This window comes from Pseudomonas sp. S35, assembly GCF_009866765.1.
Classification (GTDB): Bacteria; Pseudomonadota; Gammaproteobacteria; order Pseudomonadales; family Pseudomonadaceae; genus Aquipseudomonas.
Genome location: NZ_CP019431.1, coordinates 343,084 through 364,739 on the forward strand (window position 1 = coordinate 343,084; position 21,656 = coordinate 364,739).

Genomic DNA, 21,656 nt, shown 5'->3' on the forward strand with positions numbered 1-21,656 from the left:
GAGGGCTGATGTTCTACGTGCAACGCGATCAATACAACGCTTTGGTCCGCGTCGAGGCGCAGGCCTTCGCCGAAGCGAGCGAGACGCTACCGGCTGACCATCATGAAATCCAGGCGTGGTTTGCCGACGATGAGATTGAGACCAGCCTCAAGCAGCTCAAGAGCAGTGACCTTGAGATGATCCGCGTGCTGGATGACTTGATCCAGGTGCTGATCACCAAGAACGTGATGAGCATCACCGACTTGCCGGCTGCGGCGCAGACCAAGTTTCTGGAGCGTACCCACGCCCGGGCGGCGCTGGGTGGCTTGAGTGAGCTGATCAATGATGATGAAACCGGTTTGATCTGACGCTCGCGCACCTCCTTTACGGCATAACCGTCAAGGAGGCACGATGCGTCAGGGCTTCACTTCCAGGGCGCCGGTTCACCGACCAGTTGGCCTTGTACCCCTTCAATCCCCATCTCGCGGATCACCCGCAACTCACCTTCGGTTTCCACGCGCTCGGCAATCAACGGCAAGTCGATGCTGTGGGCCGCACGCTGGATGGCTTCGATAAAGAAGCGCTTGTGGCTTTCCTGATCAATGTCACGGATGTAGCTGCCGTCGATCTTGAGGTAGGCCAGGCCCAGGTGCGCCAGGTTGCCGATCATGCTGAAGCGCCCGCCGAAGCGTTGCAGGCCAAGGCTGTAGCCGAGGCCGCGCATGCGCCGGATCAGGCGTTCCAGTTGCGTCTGTTCGGGCACTTGTTCTTCGCCGATTTCCAGGGTCAGGCGTTCGCCCAACAGTGGGTGTTGGGCCAGGCGTTCGAACATGTGTTCCAGCGCTTGCGGGTCGTTCAGGGTCGCTGCCGACAGGTTCAGCGCGACCGACTGGTTGTGTTGGCCGAGGTGGGCGATCACCAGGTCGAGCATTACCTGGTCGAGCCGCGCGGTCCAGCCGAAGCGCTCCAACCAAGGCAGGAAATACCCGGCGGCAATGGTCTGGCCCTGGCTGTCGAGCAGGCGCGAGAGCACTTTGTAATGCAGCACCCGGCCGATATCACCGCTGCTCACCACCGGCTGAAAGAACAGGCGGAAGCGACCTTGGCTCAGGGCATGGTCGAGCAGGGTGTGCCAGCTGTGCGGGTCGTCACTGACGGTGTCGAGGGTTTGATGGGTCAGGCACACCCAGCTTTGCAGGCTGCTGGCTTCGGCCTGGGTCAGCGCCTGGTCGGCCAGCATCAGCAGGTCTGCCGAGGCGTCGCCTGGGTTGTAAGGGGCCAGGCCGATGTAGGCCACGGTGGGCATGTCGGTGGCACCGGTTTCGCGCAGGCTTTGCAAGGTGGTTTCCAGCTCCTGGGCCAACTGCACGGCTTCGTCACGCACCAGGCCCGGCGCCAGCACGGCGAATTCACCACCGCGGCTGCGGGTGATCAGGTTGTGGGTTTCCGGGTATTTGGCGCAGGTGCGCACCAGTTGCTGGCTGACGGCTTGCAGCAACTGGTCGGTGCGCTGCCCGCCCAGGCGCTGGTTGAGGCCGCCCAGGTCGTTGACCCGCAACATCAGCAGGTAGCCTGAGCTGGACTCCTCCAGGTTGCTGACCCGCGATTGCAACTGCATCTCGAAATAGCGACGGTTGGCCAGCCCGGTCAGGCTGTCCTGGTAGGACTCCACCCGCAGCTTCTCGCTGCGTTCGGTCTGCTCGTGGAATAACGCCTTGAGCTTCTCCACCATCTGGTTCATGGCCTGTACCACGCGCCGCAATTCGGGGGTGCGGGGCAGGTCGGGCAAGCTGAGGAACTCGCGACGTGCGATGGCGTGGGACTGCTCCACCATATAGTCCAAAGGCTTCAACTGACGCCGCAGCAACAGCGCGCCCAGCACCGCACTCACGGCGCCGCAGAGCAACAGCCAGCCCAGGCTGCCCAGCGCGCTTTGCCACAGTTTGGCCAGGGCAAACATCGGGTGACTGACCACTTCAACCCGTGCTGCCTGCTGCCAGCCACGGCTGACGATGGCATCGCCGCCAGCCGGCGCCAGGCCGATCATCTTCACGAACCAGGCCGGCACGCTGCTGGCATCCGGCTCGGCGGCACGCTCGACCAGCACTTGGTCATTGCTCAGGTCCACCACGCGGATGCTTGCGTAGTAGCCACTGTCAAAGATCGAGCTGACCATCAGTTCGGTCATCGCCGGGTCATCGATGTTCGGCGTCAGCGACAGGGCCAGCGCCGTAGCCGCGTCCTGGGCGTGGGAGCGCAACTGGTTGACGTACTGGGTACGCGAACTCTCCAGGCTGACGAAGAAGCTACCGCTGAACGCGACCACCAGGAACACGCAGATAGCGATCAGCAATTGTTTGAACAGTGACATCGTAGCTCCTGTTAATTATCCGAACTGGCCGGAAACCCTTCGGCGGTCATTTTTTTCAAGACATCCTGCCAGCGTGACAGGCGCTTGGTGTCACCGACTTTTTTGTTCCCCGCCGCGCCGGTCAGCCATAGCCCTTCACCGTTGAACGCGTAAACCGGCAGCAAGTCCGCGCGCTGGCTGGCGGGCAAAATGGCGTCCATCAGGCTGTCCAGTACCAGGGGCATGGCGTCGGGGCTGGAATAGTACGTCAGCACCATGTGCGCGCGATTCTGGCGTAAGGCTTTAACGTAGGTAATCCGCAGTTTTTCGGCGGGTACACCCAAGTGACGCAGGCTGAAGTATTTGGCGATGGCGTAGTCTTCGCAGTCGCCAGCGCCTTTCCACAGGGATTGAATGGGGGTCGCCCAATAATCAATCTCGTGCCACAGGTCGATGTCTTCCTCGTAGCGCAACTGGCGGTTGAAGAACAGATTCACCACGTTGAGCTGTTCGGCCTCACTCACCTGCTTTTGCGTCGACAGCAATTGCTGCCAGGCATCGATGCGCTGGCGCCCAGGGCCGAGTGGCCCGTAAAGCGACTCGGCGCGGCGGCTGATCTGGCTGAAATCCCAATCGGCGAGCAAATCGCCCAGCAGCCCGCCACCCAGCAACAGCGCGATGGCAAAGCCGTACAGAATCCGAGGGAGTTTAAAGCGTATCGCCACTGCGATTACCCAAGCTTGCAGCATTGAAGGTGGGGCAATGGTGCGTTGATAACGGGTAAAAAACAATGGCACGATGAAATCACCGCCATTGAATTGTAGGAATGGATCGTCAGTAAATTGGCTATTTTCCGCTCGTCTGAAAGGGTGGTGGTAATTTCATCAAAATAATGACACTTCGCGGGCGCTGTCACAGAATGAAGCAATGAAAACGCCTACAAAAAGACCTGCGGTGAAGCCTTACCTTGCCGACCTTTCCCGTCTTTATAGGGCGCTGTGGAGGAGCTCTGGCTATGAGCCGCACTGATGATCTATTTGCCTTGTTCGGCAAGAGCGTTTCCCGTGATCCCGCGGGGCGAAACGCTCGTTTGCATTTTTTTGGCAGCATTCCTTTCGACGATGGCACCCGCGTGAACCAGAAAGAGGGCTCGCGTTTTGGTGCCTATGCGCCCCACGCCACGGAACATCGCCACCCTGCGCCTTTGGTCGCGCTGCGCCCGACCGTGGTGGCGCTGGTCTCCGTCAATGGTGGCGTGGGCCGCAGTACCTTGGCCACGGCGCTGAGCAGCGGCTTGCAGCGCCTGGGGGAGTCGGTCGTGGCCCTGGACCTGGACCCCCAGAATGCGTTGCGCCAGCACTTCGGTGTCGATCATGAGTTACCCGGCGTGGGCCGTAGCAGCCTGCTCAACGCGCCATGGAGGAGCATCCTGCAATCGGGCTTCGCCGGTTGCCAGGTGATTCCCTTTGGCGACACCGACACCCAGCAGAAGGAAAACCTGCAAGGCTGGTTGACGCGTGAGCCGACGTGGCTGGCCCAGCACCTGTCGGCATTGGCGCTGAGCGAAGCGGATACGGTGATCATCGATACCCCGGCAGGTAACAACGTGTATCTCCATCAGGCGCTGAGCGTGGCCGACATCGTGCTGATCGTCGCCAAACCGGACGCCGCGTGCCTCGGCACGCTGGACCAAGTGGATGAACTGCTGGCACCCCATCTTGAGCGTGAGCGCCCACCGCGTTGTCACTTGGTGATCAATCAACTGGATGAAAACTCGGCGTTCAATCTGGATATGCTCGACGCCTTCAAGCTGCGTCGAGGTGAGGCGCAATTGGAAGTCGTGCACCGCGATCCGGCGATCAGCGAAGGCTTGGCCTTTTCTACCGACCCGCTGGACAACACGGCGAGGAGCCTCGCCGGTGACGATATCAACGACCTGTGCCGGTTATTGATCGCCCGCAAAAAGCGCCTGTAACGCGCGCTTTATGCGCTTAACGCCAGATGCTTATGCACAATCGGTTGGATGCAACTGTCACGAAACAGCCATTTTGCGGCGCTGTTCTCAACACGCTGCAACTGGCTGTTTTCTGTGTGTTTTATTGTATGGACAAAAAATGAACAGCATGGCTTTCGGCCGGCAGCGTAGAAAGCTACAGGCTCTGTGAAGAATTCATCAACAGAGTTATCCACAGGCTGGGGTGCGACAATTTTGCCCCTTAATCGCGCTCGGCAAGCACCATCAAGTTGCGCGGCGTCAATGTCGGCTCGCAGAAACTGCCCACCGCCACCCTGTAGCCACGTTCGGCGAGAAACAGTGCCCGATCCAGCACCAGCCACAGCTCCAGCGGGCGCCGAAACAGACCACGTACCAACTCCAGGTTCCTGACCTCGGCCAGGCGACGCCAGCCGTGCGCCTCCAATGCCGACCAATCTTGCTCGCCTGTGGATAACCCTTTGAGGCTGGCCAGCTCGCGGCAGTAGTCGGCAAAGGGTTTGTCCAGCCAACTGGCGGGCAGGGAGGGCGTGGGCAGGTACTCGTCGCAACCGCGCAAACCGCGCTGCAACTGATCGAACCCCAGGCGACGGGCCATCGAGGTGTCCCGTTGCAGACGCACGCGTTTGCCGGCAGTGACAGTTTCGCTGAGGGGCAGGCCAAGGTCGTCGACCGACAGTTGCAAGGTGGACGCGCGCGCCGCTTCGGACAGCGGCTGGTAGACCTGCGCATTGATGCGGTTGTAACAGCACGGTGCCAGCGCCATTTGCTTGCAACCGGCGGCACTGGCCAGGTGCAGCAGGCGTACGTGCAGGTCGCCACAGGCATGTAGGGCGACGGGTGTGTGTTCGGCGCTGATGGCAACGTCGGCCATCACGTCTTGCAGGCGATGGGTGACGGGCAAGCGGTGGTGGTCGCTCAAGGCTTGGCCTGAAGCGACCAGGGCCGGGTCGTGCTCCAGGCAGGTCAGCCGTTGGCCCGCGTGCAGCAGGCGACGGCCAAGGTGGCCTTTGCCGGCGCACCAGTCTAGCCAATGCCCTGGTGTTTGCGCAAAGTGCAGCGCCGCGCCGAAGGCTTCGATCTGCTGCCATTTGCGGCCGGGCACGTCGACATTCAGGCGATGCGCGGCGGGTTGCAAGGGCTGCGCCGGTAACTTATCCACAGTGCTGAGTTGCAGCGCCTGCAAGGCGAGTTGTGGAAAAGGCGCGGGGGCGGGCAGGTCATGGGGTTGGTTGTGACTGGCTTCGGCATCGGCCAGCGAGCGTTGGCGCAGCCACTGGGCCAGTTCGGGGTGTTCGCTTTCCCAAGGCAATTGGCGCTGAGTAAAGGGCCGTGGTCGCCACAGCCCTTGATGCTCGATCAGGAACGCATCCAGCGCTCGCAAGCGTGCTTCAACGTCCCTGGCAGGCATCGACGCGCAGCCAGCGTTCCAGCAGTTTGAAGCCTTGCACCAGCAGGAAGGAGATCAGCAGGTAGAACACGCCTGCGGTGAAGAACATTTCCACCGTCAGGTAGTTGCGCGCAATGATCGTGCGGGCCATGCCGGTCAGTTCCAGCAGGGTCACGGTGCTCGCCAGTGAGCTGGCCTTGAGCATCAGGATCACTTCGTTGCTATAGGCCGGCAAGCCGATGCGCGCTGCGCGGGGCAGGATGATGTAGAACAGCGTCTTGGGCTTGGACATGCCCAGCGCCCGCGCCGCTTCGATTTCCCCAGGAGGGATGGCCTGGATGGCGCCGCGCAGGATCTCGGCGATATAGGCGGCGGTGTGCAGCGTCATGGTTGCAGTGGCACACCAGAACGGGTCGCGCAGGTACTGCCACATGAAGCTTGAGCGGATGCTGTCGAATTGGGCCAGGCCGTAATAGACCAGGAACAACTGCACCAGCAGCGGAGTACCCCGGAAGAAGAAGATGTAGGCGTAGGGCAGGGAGCGCACGTACCAGCGCTTGGACGAGCGCGCGATGCCCAGTGGGATGGCCAGGATCAGGCCGAGAATCACAGCGATACCCACCAGCTCCAAGGTCAGGATGGCGCCCTGGATAAACTTCGGCAGCCACTTGATGATGACTTCCCATTCCATTACGTCGTCCTCACGAAGCCGCGGGCGGCGCGTTTTTCCAGGTAGTGCATGGCTACCATCGACAGTGAGGTCAGGCCCAGGTAAATGAACGCGGCGACCAGGTAGAAGGTGAACGGCTGTTTGGTGACGGTAACGGCGATCTGCGCGTGGCGCATGATTTCTTCGAGGCCGATGACCGTGACCAGCGCGGTGTCTTTCATCAGGATCAGGAACAGGTTGCCCAGCCCCGGCAGGGCGATGCGCCACATCTGCGGCATGATCAGGCGGGTAAAGATGCGCAACTTCGACAGGCCCAGCGCTACACCCGCTTCGCGGTGGCCCTTGGGAATCGAGATGATCGCGCCACGCAGCACTTCGGTGGCGTAGGCGCCGAAACACAGCCCCAGGGCAATGACGCCGGCGGCGAAGGCGCTGAGGGACAGGTCGGGAATGTTGAGCAGCTCACCCAGTTCGCGCATGGCGTTGATGGTGCCGAAGTAAATCAGCAACACCCACAGCAGTTCCGGCACGCCGCGAACGATGGTCGAATAAGTGCCGCCCAGCCATTGCAGCGGCTTGTACGGCGAAGTCTTGGCCAAGGCCCCGGCCAGGCCCAGCACCAGCCCCAGGCACAGGGCCGTGAGCGCCAGTTTGACGGTCATCAGCGCGCCGGCAGCGAGCGCGGGGCCGAATCCGTAGAGATCGAAATTCATGGTGTTTTCATATCGCGGCAGGCATTGCTGGAAGCCGGCGCGCTCAAGTGAGCGCGCCGGTCAGGTCGTTCAGGTCATTCGATGCTGAACGGGAAGTACTTGTCGTTGATCTTCTTGTAGGTGCCGTCTGCCTTGATCTCTGCCAGGGCTTTGTTCAAGCGCTCGCGCAGTGGGTCGCCCTTGCGTACGGCGATACCGATCTTGTCGCTTTCTACAACCGGGTCACCCTTGAACTCGTAGGCGGAACCATCTTTGCTCTTGAGCCATTCGTACTGCACGTATTTGTCGGCGAGGATGCCGTCGAGGCGGCCGGACGTCAGGTCGAGGTAGGCGTTTTCCTGGGTGTCGTAGAGCTTGGCTTCGGTTTCCGGCAGCTTGTCTTCCAGGTAGGTACCGGCCAGCGTTGCGCGCTGTGCACCGATCACCTTGCCCTTCAGGTAGCCGGCGTCAGTCTTGAAGTCGGCGGTGGCTTTAGGGGCGATGAACTGCAGTTTGTTGGAGTAGTACGGGTCGGTGAAGTCGACGGCCTGCTTGCGTTCATCGGTGATGGACAGCGAGGACACCAGGAAGTCGAACTTCTTGGCGTTCAGGGCCGGGATGATGCCGTCCCAGTCGGACACATACACTTCGCACTTCTCGATTTTCATCTTGGCGCACAGGGCATCGCCAATGTCCTTGTCGAAGCCGACGACGTTGCCGCTGGCGTCTTTGTTGTTGAAGGGCGGGTAAGCCGCTTCGATCCCCATTTTCAAGGTTTCTGCCATGGCCGTGGCGCTGAACGCCATCGAGACGGCCGCAGCCAGAAGGAATTTTTTATAGTTCTGCATGCATGTTGCTCCGTTAGCGGTTGCTGGACATGAATTGTTTGCAGCGCGCCGAAAGCGGGTTTTCAAACACCTGCTGTGGCGATCCTTGCTCTTCGATCAGGCCTTGGTGCAGGAACACCACTTCACTGGACACCTGGCGGGCGAAGCCCATTTCATGGGTGACCAGCAGCATGGTGCGGCCTTCCTCGGCCAGCGCGCGGATCACATTAAGTACTTCCTGAACCATTTCCGGGTCAAGCGCGGAAGTGGGCTCGTCGAACAGGATGACCTTAGGCTGCATCGCCAGGGTGCGCGCGATGGCGGCCCGTTGTTGCTGGCCGCCGGACAATTGCGCGGGGTAGGCGTGGCGCTTGTCGCTGATGCCGACCTTGTCCAGCAGGGCTTCGGCGACTTCTATCGCCTCGGCCTTGCTCTGGCCGAGCACACGGCGCGGAGCCTCGATGATGTTGTCGAGGATGCTCATGTGCGGCCACAGGTTAAAGTTTTGAAACACAAAACCGATTTCGCTGCGCAGGCGGTTGATCTGCTTGCCGTCGGCGGCCATCAACTCGCCGTTTTTCGCAGCTTTGAGCTTGAGGGCTTCGCCGGCCACCAGGATCTCGCCCTGGTGCGGGTTTTCGAGCAGGTTGATGCAACGCAGGAACGTGGACTTGCCGGAACCGGAGGAACCCAGGATCGAGATCACATCGCCGTCGCGAGCGGTCAGCGAGATACCTTTGAGTACCTCCAGCTCACCATAGCGTTTATGCAAGTTGCGGATTTCAAGCGCGGGCGTGGCCTCGGCCATGTGCGGTCCTCATTGTGTTCGTTGCGATCCTGCTATTGGGCCGCCTTCCTGGCGAGGCGCCAAGCTAGCATAGCGTCCGTAGGACACCAACAGCGCCGCGGACGGTAAACAGGCGGTGTGCGGCAAGGTGTCGCATCGGCACAGCAGCGTGTCGCGCCATCAACAACCGAACAACCGTTTGAACCCGACAAGCCGCAGGCTTCGCGTAAAAAAGGGCGCGATGGTGCCAGCTTTGGCCGGGTGTTGGAAGGGTTAAGCGGGCAAACGGTACCTATCAGCCCCTTTATGGCGCGTCACGTACTTTTTGTGTGTGTTTTTGGTGCGCTTCTTCGTCTTCAATGTGAGTCGCACGGTAACGCTATAGCGGAACGCCAGTGTTCTCAATGACTTGCGATTCCTGTTGATAAGTCCTACAGCCCGCGTCAATCGGGCTTTTGTAATATTTTGGCGCAAATCTTGCGTAAAAAATAAAGAACGCCCTGTTGGTTTCTTTTCACGAAGAAGCGTCCAGGCCGGGCGAACCGTTTTCGCAATTCCTCGCAAAGGTGTGTCAATGAGTAGTACGCAAAGCTCCAATGACCTCGAACAGGGGCTCAAACCGCGTCACGTCACCATGCTGTCGATTGCCGGCGTTATCGGTGCCGGTTTGTTCGTCGGCTCCGGCCACGCGATTGCTGCCGCCGGCCCGGCCGTACTGCTGGCGTATGCCGCGGCGGGTACGCTGGTGGTCTTGGTGATGCGCATGCTGGCCGAAATGGCCGTGGCCTCGCCGGACACCGGTTCGTTTTCCACCTACGCCGACCGTGCGATCGGTCACTGGGCCGGTTTCACCATCGGCTGGCTGTACTGGTGGTTCTGGGTGCTGGTGATTCCGTTGGAAGCCAACGCTGCCGCGACCATCCTGCATGCCTGGTTCCCGGATGTGGCCATCTGGGCCTTCACGCTGATCATCACGCTGCTGCTGACCGCGACCAACCTGTTCAGTGTGAAGAACTACGGCGAGTTCGAGTTCTGGTTTGCGTTGATCAAAGTGGTGGCGATCGTAGGCTTTGTGATCCTCGGCCTGGCGGCAATCTTCGGCTTCCTGCCGACCAGCCAGGTCAGCGGCGTGTCGCACCTGTTCGACACCCAAGGCTTTATGCCCAACGGCATGGGCGCGGTATTGGCGGCGATCCTGACCACCATGTTCTCGTTCATGGGCACTGAGATCGTCACCATTGCGGCGGCCGAATCGAAGAACCCAGGCCAGCAAATCACCAAGGCTACCAACTCGGTGATCTGGCGGATTGGTTTGTTCTACCTGCTGTCGATCTTCATCGTTGTGTCCCTGGTGCCATGGAACGATCCGACCCTGGCGGCGGTAGGTTCCTACCAGACCGTGCTGGAACGCATGGGCATCCCGAATGCCAAGCTGATCGTCGACCTGGTGGTATTGGTTGCCGTGACCAGCTGCCTGAACTCGGCGCTGTACACCGCGTCGCGCATGCTGTTCTCCCTCGGCCGTCGCGGTGATGCACCGGCCGTGGCCAAGCGCACCAACAAAAGCGGCACGCCGTACTGGGCCGTGATGCTGTCCACCGGCGCTGCGTTCCTGGCGGTGTTTGCCAACTACGTAGCACCGGCGGCAGTGTTCGAGTTCCTGCTGGCCAGCTCCGGCGCCATTGCGTTGCTGGTTTACCTGGTGATCGCAGTGTCGCAACTGCGCATGCGCCAGAAACGCACGGCGGCGGGCGAGAAGATCGTCTTCAAGATGTGGCTGTTCCCAGGCCTGACCTATGCGGTGATGGTGTTTATCGTGGGTACGTTGACCATCATGCTGTTCCAGGAAGCGCACCGGGTCGAGATTCTCGCGACTGGGGTGCTGAGCTTGCTGGTGGTGGTGGCGGGGTTGGTTGTGTCCAGCCGTCGCAAGGCGCAGAGAGCGGGCGCTGCGGTGCTTAACTGACGAAATGCGGTAAAAAAATGTGGGAGGGGGCTTGCCCCTCCCACATTTGGTTCTGCGTCAGGCTTGGGTGTTGGTGAGGGCCTGGGATGCGGCGATGTAGTCCGCTTGGAACTCCGAAGATTCGATCCATGCCAGCGCAGCCGCTTCATCGTCGCTGTCCGTGGCCCACTGCCGATACTCGATCAGTGCCGCCAGGATAAAATCGGTGGCTTCTTCTTCGCCTTCCTGTTCCAGCACCAGCGCCAGCAGCGGGTGCGCCAGGAATGCTGCGCACAGCGCCTGTTGGCTGGTTTCGCCGGCTGTGCGCATCTCAACGAACAGCTCGGTCAAGTCCACCGACTCAAGGTCAATACGGCTGTCATCGCCGGCGAATGCATCCGGCTTGGTTGCGACGGCGCGTTGGGTGCGGTTTTGCTTGGCCTTGGTCTTTGCCCGCTGGGCACGTTTTTGCTGCTTGTTCGGCGAGGCCATGGGCTCAACGTCCTAAGGTTCTGGATCTGGGTGGGGTATTGAAGCGCAGGTTGGAGGAAATCCCAAGGTTATCCTCAGCTAATTGGCGGTGTTGGGGTGTGATGCTTGTTTATTGCTTCAGATCGGATTGAGATAATGGCTGTTCTCCACGCCCGTCAAGAATATCCTTGCGGCTCTAGCGGGCTATTTAGCTAGACCTTAAGGCAGTAGGCTCACACTTTTGCTGCCAGCCAGAGCCTCCGTCATGTCCCGCGATACCCTTGAACACAACCAGATCCCAATCTACTTCGTCGCCATCCTGCTGGCTGTCGCCGTTGGTCTGCTTGCGCCCTTGTTTGCACACACCCTCAGCGTATTGATCACCCCCGCCATTGCAGTGCTGATGTACGCGATGTTCCTGCAGATCCCTTTTCTGGACCTGCGCGAGGGCTTGGGCAACAAGCGTTTTCTGTCGGCGCTGCTGTTGGCCAATTTCATTCTGGTGCCGCTGCTGGTGTGGGTGTTGACCCGTGGCCTGGTGGAGCGCCCGGCGTTGCTGGTTGGCGCGTTATTGGTGTTGCTGACGCCGTGCATCGATTACGTCGTGGTGTTTACCCATATCGGCAAAGGCGATTCGCGGTTGATGTTGGCGGCAACGCCGGTGTTGTTGTTGCTGCAACTAGCGTTGTTGCCGGTGTACCTGGGTTTGATGTTGGGTGCGCAGTCCGAGACGGTGGTGGTGGCGGGGCCTTTTGTTGAGGCGTTTGTGTGGTTGATCGTGGTGCCGATGCTGCTGGCGGTGCTGACGACGTCCCTGGCGCGGCGCTCTTCGGTTGTTAGTGCGTGGAGCGCCGCTTGGGCGTGGTTGCCGGTGCCGGCGATGGCGGTGGTGCTGTTTGTGGTGATTGGCTCGCAAGTCACTTCGGTGGTGCGCGATTTCGCTCTGCTGATGCCGGTGATTCCGGTCTACCTTGCCTTTGTGGTGTTGGCGCCGCTGGCGGGCATTCTCGCCTCCCGATTATTCGCGCTGCCGGCGGCAACGGCGCGGGCGGTAACGTTCAGCGCGTCGACGCGCAATTCGCTGGTGGTGTTGCCCCTGGCGCTGGCGCTGCCCGAAGACGTACGTGGGTTGGCGGCGACAGCGGTGATCCTGCAAACGTTGATCGAGCTGGTCGCCGAGTTGATCTATGTCCGTCTGATCCCGGCAGTGGTGTGGCCCGCAGGTCGGTAGACGGGTGAATGTTCGGGTCTGTTCAGGCGCTATTCAGGGGTGTGCTCGGCACCATAGGTCGGCGCTCCCCACCTGACAGGTCAACCGATGGATCACCGCAGCCGTTTTCGCCTGGAGTCCCTGGGCATCTTTGTGTTTGCCTTGGTGTTGTTCACTTTTGGGATCTGGGATCAACAGCCCCAAGGGTTTGACGGACGCTGGGCGCTGTTCCTGCAAGAAATGTTTCGCCACGGCGCGAGCTTTTTCCCCACGACCTATGGTCAGCCCTACGCGGATTACCCTGGCACCGCGACCTTCCTCAGTTTTGTATTTGCCCGCCTGTTCGGTGCGCCCAACCACCTGGCAAACGTGCTGCCCACCGCCCTGGCGTCCGCTGGGGTAGTTGCCCTGATCTATCGCTTGCTGGTCCCGTCGAGCCGGCAGTGGGCGCTGCTCACGGTGTTGTTGACGTTGCTGACCACCCAGTTTCTGGATAAGTCCCGCTCGGTGTGCCTGGACCAGATGGTGGCGTTGCTTTGTGTCGCCAGCGTTTACCTGCTGCACAGCGGCGGTCGCTGGAGACAACTTGCGGTGTACCCGTTGTTTATCCTGGGCTTTGCGATTCGAGGGCCACTGGGGTTGATCGAGGTCTGCGGCGTGGTCTGCGTGTATTGGGCGCTGGGCAGGCCGGGGGACCGGGTCAAGCAGGTGTTGATTCACGGCATTGTGGGTCTGGTGTTACTGGCTGCCTGCTGGTGGTTGTTGGTGAAACTGGCGCGCATCAGCGGTGGCGACGCGTTCGCCGACGAGGTGTTCAGGATGCAGGTGGGCGGGCGCCTGGATGAAAGTGGCGAGCCGTTTTATTTCTACTTCCAGCTGAGTTTGTATCGCTATTTTCCTGTGGTGCCGCTGGCCCTGGCCACGTTGATTGCGCTGCGTCATCGCTGGATAGAGCGGTTTGACGCAGATGTGCAGTGGGTGGTGCGCCTCGGCGCCTGCGGTTTGATGATCCTGCTCGGTTTGTCGGTACCGCACTTCAAGCGCGCTTACTACATTCTGCCGATGGTGCCGATGTTTGCTGCTGTTGCCGCCTATGGGCTGCTCCAGGCGCAAAGTTGGCTGATTGGCGTGCGCAGGTGCTACGAAGGCCTTGTCGCGGCGCTACCGGCGTTGTGCGTGGTTGTGGTGGTTGTCTGCCGGCACGGGTGGCAGAAGCACGGCTATTGGCCGGATGTTTCGTTGCCGCTGCTGATTGGCGTGCTGGTGATCTTGCAACTGGCCGCAGTGATTGCCTGGCGCAGGGCGGCGCGGTTGGTGGTGCTCAGCCTGATCGCGTTAGCGGCGCAATGGTTGCTGCTAGTGGCCGTGGTGGAACCGGCCAAGGATCTGCAGTTCGATACCCGCACATTTGTCAGCCAGGTAGAGGTGTTGCGCAACGCGCAGCCTGGGCCCTTGGTGTTTATCAATCTGGGCCGGGATACCTGGGCGGTGCGCTACATGATGAACCTGGATCACGATGAGCTGCCGGTGTTTATCGGTAGTCATGAGCTTGAGCGCTTGGCGGCGATACCGCGGCCGGCTTGGGTGATTGTGGCGCGCAAGGAAAGTGCGCTGCTGCAAGGAACACCGCTGGAGCCATTGGCTCCGGTGTTCAGTGGGCGATTGAATGACAACCCGCTGTTGGTGTTTTTGCTTAAGTAGGGGCTGTGCGGGGAGCCGGGGTGGCGAACGATAAATCCCAGCCAACAAAAAACCCGCACTAGGCGGGTTTCTTGTGTGTTTCAGGTGGCGTTTGCACCACCTAAAACTAATTAGTGGTGCCCAGAGACGGAATCGAACCGCCGACACGGGGATTTTCAATCCCCTGCTCTACCGACTGAGCTATCTGGGCAACGGGGCGCATTAAACGGGTTTTTCAGGGGGTCGTCAAGCAAGTTTTCAAAAAATATTTAATTATTACCGTCGCTTACGTGCCGACCCCAGTTTTTGATCAATTATTGAGCAGGTGGCACGTAGCCGTCGGCCTTGGCGTATTCCTCGCCGGAAAAGAACTTGTCCATCTCGCCCGCCAGGTATTTGCGGTCTTCGGCGTTCATCATGTTCAGGCGTTTTTCGTTGATCAGCAGGGTCTGGTGTTTCAGCCAGTCGCCCCATGCTTTGGCGCTGACGTGGTCGTAGATGTCCTGGCCCTTGGCGCCTGGGTAAGGAGGGCGTTCCAGGGCTGGCAGTTCTTCTTTGTACTTGCGGCACATTACGGTGCGGGTCATGACGACACTCCTGCGTTCAATACTTCAGCCGCGCGCTTCAGCAGTTTCTTGACCGGGGCGGCAAGGCCCAGGCGCGGCGGGGTGGCGAGGTTATACCAGAGCCAGTCGGCCTCGGCCACGTGATGGGCGGATTCCTCGACTTGGACCAGCCAGGGTTCGATGGCCAGTTGGAAGTGGCTGAAGGTGTGGATCAGCCCCGGCAGTGCCTGGTGCTTGCCCAACTCCAGCGCGTGCTGGTTGGCCAGGTGTTCAAGGTCTTGCAGGTCGTCGAGTTCGGGCAGGCTCCACAAACCGCCCCACAGGCCTGTGGACGGGCGCCGATAAAGCAGAATCGCGCCCTCGGCGTTGGCCAACATCGGCATCAGCGTGCGCTTCTGTGGGATGGTCTTGCGCGGCTTGGGGATCGGGTAGCGCGTCTCCAGGCCGAGCATGTGGGCTTCGCAGCCTTTTTCCAGGGGGCACAGCAGGCAGCTGGGTTTACTGCGCGTGCAGAGGGTGGCGCCCATGTCCATCATCGCCTGGGTGTAGGCGTTGACGCGGTCATGGGGCGTGAAACGCTCTGCGGTGGCCCACAGCTGCTTGGCCACCTTGGGCTCGCCTGGATAACCCTCTTGTGCGGTAAAGCGTGCCAGCACGCGCTTGACGTTGCCGTCCAGGATCGGTGCGCGCAGGCCCATGCTCAGGCTGGCGATTGCCCCGGCGGTGGACAGGCCGATGCCGGGCAGTTCGGTGAGCTTTTCGACATCCCTGGGAAACTCGCCACCATACTCGGCCACCACGATCTTCGCGGTCTTTTGCAGGTTGCGCGCCCGGGTGTAGTAGCCCAGCCCGGTCCACAGGTGCAGCACTTCGTCTTCAGGCGCAGCAGCCAAGGCTTCGACCGTTGGCAAAGACGCCATGAAACGGTCGAAGTAATTGAGCACGGTGCTGACTTGGGTCTGTTGCAACATGATCTCCGATACCCACACCCGGTAAGGCGTGATGCCCTGTTGCCAGGGCAGGTCATGGCGACCGTGGCGGTCGTACCAGTCGAGCACCGCCGTTGAAAACTGCTCGTTTCTCATCGTTTGAACAGGCCTTTCAAAGCATCTTTGAGCTGGGGGTTAACCTTGTCGAGCTTCTCTTCCAGCTTCTCGCTGAGCTTGTTGCCCGCTGCCTTGATCGCGACCTGGCTCAAGCCGTCCTTATCCAGGCGACAGGCCTTGGCGCCCAGTTCCAGCGGGCCACGGCAGCGCAGCGGCACTTCGATGTTGCGGAAGTTGGAGCCCACTTCGCAGGCCGGGTCCGGGACTTCGCGCTGGTCGCCTTCGACGATGATGCCGACGCGGTAGTCCATGCCCAGCACGCGCAGGTCGATGTCGCCGTTGCCGTTGACCGCCAGGCCCGGGATGCGCACTTTCAGGTCGGGGTTGTTGGCCACGCCGTTACGGAAGGTCAGGTTGCCTTTGAGTTCCTGGAACGGTGTGTCCTTGCCGCGCTGTTCGCCGCTCAGGGTCTTGCGGTTGAGCATGGCAATGCCCGTGCACAGTTGTTGTTCAAGGTTGGCGTTGAGCAGCACACCGTTGTTGATCACAAAACTGGCGGTGCCGTTGAGGCTGTCGATCAGTGCCTTCTGGCTGTTGCCACGGCCGCTGAGATTGCTGTCAAGAGTGACCTGTCCTTTGACCGGTGGCGTTTGCCCCTGGGCTTGCAGGATGCGTTCGACCGGCACCTGCTTGATCCGGCTTTGCAGCGCCAGCACTGGAATATCCTGGCGCACATCCAGCGTGCCGTTGGCCTGGAAGCTGCCGTTGTAGAGGCCGCCGCTCAGGGTGTCGAGCTTGAGCTGGCCATCGATGCCTGAAGCTTTGAGCACGGCATTCTGGATCGGCAGTTTGCTCAGGGTCAGTTCGCCGAAGGCGAGGTCGGCATTCACGTCCAGCTTGCGCAGATGGGCCAAGGGCAGCAGTTTGTCAGTGCTCCAGGCGCCTTTGGTCGGTGCGTCCGGCAGCGGTGTGGTGCCACCGGCGGCCATGGCGCCGGCTTCGCTGTTCTGCACTTCGGCCTGGCGGGCGGCGGTTGCGCCCTTGGCGGATTCAGACTTGGCCGGCAGGTAATTGTCGGCGTTGAAGGTGTCGCCCTTGAGTTGCACGCGCAGCGACTGCTTGGCGAAATCGTCCACAGCGACACGGCCGGTAAAAGTGCTGGCGTCGAGTTTAAGGGTCAGGTCTTCCAGTGCCGCGCTGGTGGGGGTGCCCTTGAGGCGGCTGACCAGCTCCACTTTGCTCAGGCTGCCCTCGGCCATTGGTGGCAGTGGGTTGCCGACGCTGTCGAGGAACTTGGCGAGGTCGAACTGGGCGATGGACAGGGCGCCGCTGAGTTGCGGGGTCTTGTCCAGGTCATTGACTTTCAGTTCGCCCAGCGCCCGCAGTTGGTTGGCCGAGAGCTTGAGGTTGGTCCACTCCGCGATGTTGGCCGCCAGGTCGACCAGCAACTGGCCTTGGGTCGAGAAGGTCACGGTCTTGCCTTGCAGCGGTTCGCCGGTGGCTTCGCCACTGAGTCGCATGTCTTCGAACTGGTAGCGTTTGAGGGCGCGCTGGATGCGCAGGTTGCCATTGAGCTCGGTCTTGACGCGCATCACTGGCTGGTTGCTGCCGAAGAATGCGGTGAGTTTCACCGGAATGCTGGCGCCTTCGTGCACGGCGCCGGCGCTCAACTGGATGCTCTCGGCGCTGAACTGCTTGCCGGTCTGCTCGTCGTTGTATTCGATGCGGGCGTTGTTGATCGTCAGGCTGTCGATGTCCAGGCGGATGGGCTGGGCCGGCTTCTCTGGCTTGGCCTCGGATGCTGGTTGCACGGGGGCGGCCGTATCGGTGGTGGCCACTGGCGCGTTCTTGCCGATGTCTTCCCAGTTGCCATGGCCCTGCTTGTCACGGTTGAGGCGCAGGTTCAGGCCTTCGACGCGCACGTCGCTCATCTGTACTTCGCGGCGCAGCAGCGGCAGTACGCGCACCGACAGGCCGAGCATTTGCAGGTCGGCGAAGGGCTGGGTCGGGGCGGTCAGGGTCGCCACGCTGGCTTCATGCAGTTCAAGGCCAAGCCAGGGGAACAGGCTCCAGCCGATATCGCCATTGAGCGTCAGCTCGATGTGGGCCTTGTCGCGGGCGATCTGGCGAATCTCTTCTTTGTAGTCGTTGGGATCGAAAAGATGGGTCAGGGCAAAGCCCAGAGCCACAATGATCAGCAACAGCCCGAGAAGTACCAGACCCAGGATTTTGCCGAACGCTTTCATGGGCGAGTCCTTGTATGTCGATTTCAAAATTTAGCCGCAGAGTATAACGCCCGACGGCCTGCGTCAGTTCACCGATCGTTACATTGTATCTAGGCGTAATAGAACGGGATTCTGGCGTCAGAAAAGTGGATTCGTTGAAAAAAGTGATGTCAGTTTGGTTTTTCTGTCATCCGCAGGTGCTAATCTCTGCGTGTTCGTTCGCCTTCTGCGACGTATCGTCGCGCCAAAATGGAGCTTCACTCAACAAAAACGGCCACGCTCTGCGTGCAAGGCCGAGGGGGAGAGCGCCTGACGAACGCATACTAATAACTGGGGGAAACACCAATGAGCACTAGCACTGCGGCCGGGACTACCGCCGCACAGCCTGCGTTCCTGTCCAAGGAACGCATTATCGCCAAGCCCGGGTTCAACCGCTGGCTGGTTCCACCGGCCGCCCTGGCTATCCATCTCTGCATCGGCATGGCCTACGGCTTCTCGGTGTTCTGGCTGCCGCTGTCCAAGGCGCTGGGGATCACCAAGCCGGTGGCCTGCGCGCCGGACATGAGCTTTATCGCCCAAGTCTTCTCGTCCCAATGTGACTGGCCCATCTCCATGCTGGGCTGGATCTACACCTTGTTCTTCATCTTCCTGGGCTGCTCGGCAGCGATCTGGGGCGGCTGGCTGGAACATGCCGGGCCACGTAAGGCCGGTGTTGTATCGGCGTTGTGCTGGTGCGGCGGCCTGTTGATCTCGGCGTTGGGTATCTATACCCACCAGATCTGGCTGATGTGGATCGGTTCTGGGGTCATTGGTGGTATCGGCCTGGGCCTGGGCTATATCTCGCCCGTGTCGACCCTGATCAAGTGGTTCCCGGACAAGCGCGGCATGGCCACCGGTATGGCGATCATGGGCTTTGGTGGCGGTGCGATGGTGGGTGCGCCGCTGGCTGCAGCGCTGATGGGGCACTTCGCTTCGCCGACCAGCGTGGGCGTGTGGCAGAGCTTCCTGGTAATGGCCGCGATCTACTTCGTGTTCATGATCGGCGGCGCGCTGTCCTACCGTGTACCACCGACCGGCTGGAAGCCTGAGGGCTGGACCGCTCCGGCGAAAAAAGCCAGCAACGCGATGATCACCCACCGTCACGTGCATGTGAACGTGGCGTGGAAAACCCCGCAATTTCGCCTGGTGTGGCTGGTGTTGTGCCTGAACGTGTCGGCCGGTATCGGCATCCTCGGCATGGCTTCGCCACTGTTGCAGGAAGTGTTCGGTGGCAAGTTGCTGGGTGTGGATGTGCCGTTCGGCCAACTGGATGCCGGGCAACTGGCGTCGATCGCGGCCATCGCGGCAGGCTTTACCGGTTTGCTGAGCCTGTTCAACATCGGTGGTCGTTTCTTCTGGGCGTCGTTCTCCGACTACCTGGGCCGTAAAAACACCTACTTCGTGTTCTTCGCCCTGGGTTTTGCCCTGTACGCACTGATCCCGAACCTGGGGCACCTGGGTAACGTGGCACTGTTCGTGGCGGCGTTCTGCATCATCCTGTCGATGTACGGCGGTGGTTTTGCGACGGTTCCTGCGTACCTGGCCGACCTGTTCGGCACCCAGATGGTCGGTGCGATCCACGGTCGCCTGCTGACCGCGTGGGCTGCGGCTGGGGTGCTGGGCCCGGTGTTGGTCAACTACCTGCGTGAATACCAACTGAGCATCGGCGTTGAACGCGCTGCGGCCTACGACATCACCTTGTATATCCTCGCGGGTCTTTTGGTGCTGGGCTTTATCTGCAACATGCTGGTTCGCCCGGTGGCTGACAAGTACTTCATGACCGACGCCGAACTGGCTGCTGAGCAAGCGCTGGGCCATGACAAGGGCGCCGATGCCACCACTTCCCTGGAGTGGAAAGCCGCGTCCGGCAGCGTGCCGTTGGCGATTGCCGCCTGGCTGGTGGTGGGTATTCCGTTGGCGTGGGGTGTGTGGGTGACCCTGCAGAAGACGGCGGTATTGTTCCACTAACACTGCCAGCCCTTAGGTCGCGGGCTTGTTGTGGTGAGCGGGCTTGCCCCGCGCTGGATCGCGAAGCGATCCCATGAAGCCACCGCGTTCTTTCAGTCAGAACGCGGTGGCAGGTTTTGGGGCTGCTTGGCAGCCCAGCGCGGGGCAAGCCCGCTCACTGCATAAGCCCGTGCTGTAAAAAACCGGCTGGCGTTCACATGTATGCACATGTCTATCCCCGACATTCCTCGCTTCAACTCGTCAGTCTTATCCCCTTCGATGTTTCTGTTTAGCGCCCGCGCCCCTATAATGGCTGCCTTTTTCGCCCAATGATTTTGCGGAGCTGGTGATGGCCGAACGTAAGGCGTCCGTCGAGCGCGACACTCTGGAAACCCAGATCAAAGCCTCGATCAACCTGGATGGCACCGGAAAGGCCCGATTTGATATCGGTGTACCTTTTCTTGAGCACATGCTGGACCAGATCGCCCGTCACGGGCTGATCGACCTGGATATCGTCAGCAAGGGCGACCTGCATATCGACGACCACCACACGGTGGAAGACGTAGGCATCACCCTCGGCCAGGCATTTGCCAAGGCCATCGGCGACAAAAAAGGCATCCGTCGCTACGGCCACGCCTATGTCCCGCTGGACGAAGCGCTGTCGCGCGTAGTCATCGACTTCTCCGGCCGCCCAGGCCTGCAGATGCACGTGCCCTACACCCGCGCCACCGTGGGCGGCTTCGACGTCGACCTGTTCCAGGAATTCTTCCAGGGCTTCGTCAACCACGCACTGGTCAGCCTGCACATCGACAACCTGCGCGGCACCAACACCCACCACCAGATCGAAACCGTGTTCAAGGCTTTCGGCCGCGCGCTGCGCATGGCGGTAGAGCTCGATGACCGCATGGCCGGGCAAATGCCCTCGACCAAGGGCGTCCTGTAATGCAGACGGTCGCGGTTATCGATTACGGCATGGGTAACCTGCACTCGGTGGCCAAGGCCCTCGAGCACGTAGGGGCCGGCAAGGTGCTGATCACCAGCGATGCCAACGTGATTCGCGAAGCCGACCGCGTGGTCTTTCCCGGCGTGGGTGCGATTCGCGATTGCATGGCCGAGATCCGCCGCCTGGGCTTTGACAGCCTGGTGCGTGAAGTCAGCCAGGACCGTCCGTTCCTCGGCATCTGCGTGGGCATGCAAGCGTTGCTCGACAGCAGTGAAGAGAACGATGGCGTCGACTGCATCGGCCTGTTTCCCGGCCAGGTGAAGTTCTTCGGCAAAGACCTGCATGAAGATGGCGAACACCTGAAGGTCCCGCACATGGGCTGGAACGAAGTCCGCCAGACGGTGGATCACCCGCTGTGGCACGAAGTGCCCGACATGGCGCGTTTTTACTTCGTGCACAGCTACTACATTGCCGCCGGTAAACCGGGCCAGGTAGTGGGTGGCGGACACTACGGTGTGGATTTTGCCGCAGCGCTGGCAGAAGGGTCGCGCTTTGCCGTGCAGTTCCATCCGGAGAAGAGCCATACCCACGGCCTGCAATTGCTGCAGAACTTCGCCGCCTGGGACGGGCGCTGGTAAGTGGCCAGGAAGCCGAAGCAACCGGTCTTGAGCCTCACTCCCGAGCAGGAGAGTGAGGCTACGCTCAAGATCAAGCGCTTCATGGAGGATCGCTTCGAGCTCAAGCTGGGTTCGTTCGAGGTCGCTGAAATTCTCGAATTGTTCACTACCGAAGTGGCTCCACACTATTACAACAGGGCGATTTTCGACGCGCAGACGCTCCTTAAAGAAAGGTTCGAAAGCATCGAAAGCGACCTGTGGTCGCTTGAGAAACCCTGA

General features: G+C 60.7%; 20 protein-coding genes and 1 tRNA gene. 9 read left to right on the top strand and 12 right to left on the bottom strand.

Annotated features, from left to right (window positions below):
* The first annotated feature begins 8 nt into the window (after positions 1-8).
* Positions 9-347 (top strand): tryptophan synthase subunit beta, encoded by a 339-nt coding sequence (locus PspS35_RS01450; RefSeq protein WP_159932471.1) that lies wholly within the window; start codon positions 9-11, stop codon positions 345-347.
* 56 nt (positions 348-403) lie between these two features.
* Here the strand turns inward: PspS35_RS01450 and lapD are convergent, their stop codons facing one another.
* Together lapD and lapG are read right to left on the bottom strand one after the other, a co-directional pair.
* Positions 404-2,350 (bottom strand): cyclic di-GMP receptor LapD, encoded by a 1,947-nt coding sequence (lapD, locus tag PspS35_RS01455; RefSeq protein ID WP_159932472.1) that lies wholly within the window; start codon positions 2,348-2,350, stop codon positions 404-406.
* An 11-nt stretch (positions 2,351-2,361) separates the two neighbouring features.
* Entirely contained in the window at positions 2,362-3,078 is a 717-nt protein-coding gene (gene lapG, locus PspS35_RS01460) for a cysteine protease LapG (RefSeq protein ID WP_159937962.1), read from the bottom strand.
* A gap of 266 nt (positions 3,079-3,344) precedes the next feature.
* Between lapG and bcsQ the strand changes: the two genes are divergently transcribed.
* Complete coding sequence (gene bcsQ / locus PspS35_RS01465; protein ID WP_159932473.1) at positions 3,345-4,304, top strand: cellulose biosynthesis protein BcsQ; 960 nt, start codon at positions 3,345-3,347, stop codon at positions 4,302-4,304.
* A 241-nt stretch (positions 4,305-4,545) separates the two neighbouring features.
* Here bcsQ and PspS35_RS01470 read toward each other — a convergent pair whose 3' ends face one another.
* From PspS35_RS01470 to PspS35_RS01490, 5 genes are all read right to left on the bottom strand, one after another.
* On the bottom strand, positions 4,546-5,733 hold the full coding sequence (locus PspS35_RS01470; RefSeq protein WP_159932474.1) for a methyltransferase: 1,188 nt from the start codon (positions 5,731-5,733) through the stop codon (positions 4,546-4,548).
* The gene (locus PspS35_RS01475) at positions 5,714-6,403 is read right to left on the bottom strand and encodes an ABC transporter permease (protein WP_159932475.1); all 690 of its coding nucleotides are present in this window, start codon (positions 6,401-6,403) and stop codon (positions 5,714-5,716) included. The genes PspS35_RS01470 and PspS35_RS01475 overlap by 20 nt, the downstream gene beginning before the upstream one ends.
* Positions 6,403-7,095, bottom strand: coding sequence for an ABC transporter permease (locus PspS35_RS01480; RefSeq protein ID WP_159932476.1), 693 nt, complete (start codon positions 7,093-7,095; stop codon positions 6,403-6,405). The genes PspS35_RS01475 and PspS35_RS01480 overlap by 1 nt, the downstream gene beginning before the upstream one ends.
* A 74-nt stretch (positions 7,096-7,169) precedes the next feature.
* Positions 7,170-7,922 (bottom strand): ABC transporter substrate-binding protein, encoded by a 753-nt coding sequence (locus PspS35_RS01485; protein WP_159932477.1) that lies wholly within the window; start codon positions 7,920-7,922, stop codon positions 7,170-7,172.
* A 13-nt stretch (positions 7,923-7,935) separates the two neighbouring features.
* Complete coding sequence (locus PspS35_RS01490; RefSeq protein ID WP_159932478.1) at positions 7,936-8,709, bottom strand: ABC transporter ATP-binding protein; 774 nt, start codon at positions 8,707-8,709, stop codon at positions 7,936-7,938.
* A 553-nt stretch (positions 8,710-9,262) separates the two neighbouring features.
* On the opposite strand from PspS35_RS01490, the gene gabP reads away from it, so the two are divergent.
* Positions 9,263-10,654 carry a GABA permease gene (gene gabP, locus PspS35_RS01495; protein WP_159932479.1) on the top strand — a complete coding sequence of 464 codons (1,392 nt, stop codon included), beginning with the start codon at positions 9,263-9,265 and terminating at the stop codon, positions 10,652-10,654.
* A 57-nt stretch (positions 10,655-10,711) separates the two neighbouring features.
* On the opposite strand, the gene PspS35_RS01500 is transcribed toward gabP, so the two are convergent.
* Positions 10,712-11,125: a hypothetical protein gene (locus PspS35_RS01500; protein WP_159932480.1), complete on the bottom strand. Its 414-nt coding sequence runs from the start codon at positions 11,123-11,125 to the stop codon at positions 10,712-10,714.
* 244 nt (positions 11,126-11,369) lie between these two features.
* Between PspS35_RS01500 and PspS35_RS01505 the strand changes: the two genes are divergently transcribed.
* Positions 11,370-12,335 (top strand): arsenic resistance protein, encoded by a 966-nt coding sequence (locus PspS35_RS01505; RefSeq protein ID WP_159932481.1) that lies wholly within the window; start codon positions 11,370-11,372, stop codon positions 12,333-12,335.
* An 87-nt stretch (positions 12,336-12,422) separates the two neighbouring features.
* Positions 12,423-14,015, top strand: coding sequence for a glycosyltransferase family 39 protein (locus tag PspS35_RS01510; RefSeq protein WP_159932482.1), 1,593 nt, complete (start codon positions 12,423-12,425; stop codon positions 14,013-14,015).
* A 114-nt stretch (positions 14,016-14,129) separates the two neighbouring features.
* Here PspS35_RS01510 and PspS35_RS01515 read toward each other — a convergent pair.
* The 4 genes from PspS35_RS01515 to PspS35_RS01530 all read right to left on the bottom strand — a co-directional run bounded on the left by PspS35_RS01515 (position 14,130) and on the right by PspS35_RS01530 (position 17,852).
* Positions 14,130-14,205, bottom strand: a tRNA-Phe gene (locus PspS35_RS01515).
* 103 nt (positions 14,206-14,308) lie between these two features.
* Positions 14,309-14,581, bottom strand: a complete 273-nt coding sequence (locus PspS35_RS01520; protein WP_057010599.1) for an oxidative damage protection protein — start codon at positions 14,579-14,581, stop codon at positions 14,309-14,311.
* The gene (mutY, locus tag PspS35_RS01525; RefSeq protein ID WP_159932483.1) at positions 14,578-15,645 is read right to left on the bottom strand and encodes an A/G-specific adenine glycosylase; all 1,068 of its coding nucleotides are present in this window, start codon (positions 15,643-15,645) and stop codon (positions 14,578-14,580) included. Before mutY ends, PspS35_RS01520 begins: the two co-directional genes overlap by 4 nt.
* The gene (locus PspS35_RS01530) at positions 15,642-17,852 is read right to left on the bottom strand and encodes an AsmA family protein (protein WP_159932484.1); all 2,211 of its coding nucleotides are present in this window, start codon (positions 17,850-17,852) and stop codon (positions 15,642-15,644) included. The genes mutY and PspS35_RS01530 overlap by 4 nt, the downstream gene beginning before the upstream one ends.
* A 324-nt stretch (positions 17,853-18,176) precedes the next feature.
* On the opposite strand from PspS35_RS01530, the gene PspS35_RS01535 reads away from it, so the two are divergent.
* The 4 genes from PspS35_RS01535 to PspS35_RS01550 all read left to right on the top strand — a co-directional run bounded on the left by PspS35_RS01535 (position 18,177) and on the right by PspS35_RS01550 (position 21,656).
* On the top strand, positions 18,177-19,838 hold the full coding sequence (locus tag PspS35_RS01535) for an OFA family MFS transporter (RefSeq protein ID WP_159932485.1): 1,662 nt from the start codon (positions 18,177-18,179) through the stop codon (positions 19,836-19,838).
* 328 nt (positions 19,839-20,166) lie between these two features.
* Positions 20,167-20,760: an imidazoleglycerol-phosphate dehydratase HisB gene (gene hisB / locus PspS35_RS01540; protein WP_003218037.1), complete on the top strand. Its 594-nt coding sequence runs from the start codon at positions 20,167-20,169 to the stop codon at positions 20,758-20,760.
* Positions 20,760-21,398: an imidazole glycerol phosphate synthase subunit HisH gene (gene hisH, locus PspS35_RS01545; RefSeq protein WP_065910792.1), complete on the top strand. Its 639-nt coding sequence runs from the start codon at positions 20,760-20,762 to the stop codon at positions 21,396-21,398. The genes hisB and hisH overlap by 1 nt, the downstream gene beginning before the upstream one ends.
* The gene (locus tag PspS35_RS01550; protein ID WP_159932486.1) at positions 21,399-21,656 is read left to right on the top strand and encodes a DUF2164 domain-containing protein; all 258 of its coding nucleotides are present in this window, start codon (positions 21,399-21,401) and stop codon (positions 21,654-21,656) included.

Coding starts and splice junctions, on each gene's coding strand:
- bcsQ (WP_159932473.1), top strand. CDS start 3,345: ATGAGCCGCACTGATGATCTATTTGCCTTGTTCGGCAAGAGCGTTTCC.
- mutY (WP_159932483.1), bottom strand. CDS start 15,645: ATGAGAAACGAGCAGTTTTCAACGGCGGTGCTCGACTGGTACGACCGC.
- PspS35_RS01500 (WP_159932480.1), bottom strand. CDS start 11,125: ATGGCCTCGCCGAACAAGCAGCAAAAACGTGCCCAGCGGGCAAAGACC.
- PspS35_RS01505 (WP_159932481.1), top strand. CDS start 11,370: ATGTCCCGCGATACCCTTGAACACAACCAGATCCCAATCTACTTCGTC.
- PspS35_RS01510 (WP_159932482.1), top strand. CDS start 12,423: ATGGATCACCGCAGCCGTTTTCGCCTGGAGTCCCTGGGCATCTTTGTG.
- hisB (WP_003218037.1), top strand. CDS start 20,167: ATGGCCGAACGTAAGGCGTCCGTCGAGCGCGACACTCTGGAAACCCAG.
- PspS35_RS01485 (WP_159932477.1), bottom strand. CDS start 7,922: ATGCAGAACTATAAAAAATTCCTTCTGGCTGCGGCCGTCTCGATGGCG.
- PspS35_RS01490 (WP_159932478.1), bottom strand. CDS start 8,709: ATGGCCGAGGCCACGCCCGCGCTTGAAATCCGCAACTTGCATAAACGC.
- PspS35_RS01470 (WP_159932474.1), bottom strand. CDS start 5,733: ATGCCTGCCAGGGACGTTGAAGCACGCTTGCGAGCGCTGGATGCGTTC.
- gabP (WP_159932479.1), top strand. CDS start 9,263: ATGAGTAGTACGCAAAGCTCCAATGACCTCGAACAGGGGCTCAAACCG.
- PspS35_RS01475 (WP_159932475.1), bottom strand. CDS start 6,403: ATGGAATGGGAAGTCATCATCAAGTGGCTGCCGAAGTTTATCCAGGGC.
- PspS35_RS01530 (WP_159932484.1), bottom strand. CDS start 17,852: ATGAAAGCGTTCGGCAAAATCCTGGGTCTGGTACTTCTCGGGCTGTTG.
- lapD (WP_159932472.1), bottom strand. CDS start 2,350: ATGTCACTGTTCAAACAATTGCTGATCGCTATCTGCGTGTTCCTGGTG.
- PspS35_RS01535 (WP_159932485.1), top strand. CDS start 18,177: ATGAGCACTAGCACTGCGGCCGGGACTACCGCCGCACAGCCTGCGTTC.
- lapG (WP_159937962.1), bottom strand. CDS start 3,078: ATGCTGCAAGCTTGGGTAATCGCAGTGGCGATACGCTTTAAACTCCCT.
- PspS35_RS01520 (WP_057010599.1), bottom strand. CDS start 14,581: ATGACCCGCACCGTAATGTGCCGCAAGTACAAAGAAGAACTGCCAGCC.
- PspS35_RS01450 (WP_159932471.1), top strand. CDS start 9: ATGTTCTACGTGCAACGCGATCAATACAACGCTTTGGTCCGCGTCGAG.
- hisH (WP_065910792.1), top strand. CDS start 20,760: ATGCAGACGGTCGCGGTTATCGATTACGGCATGGGTAACCTGCACTCG.
- PspS35_RS01480 (WP_159932476.1), bottom strand. CDS start 7,095: ATGAATTTCGATCTCTACGGATTCGGCCCCGCGCTCGCTGCCGGCGCG.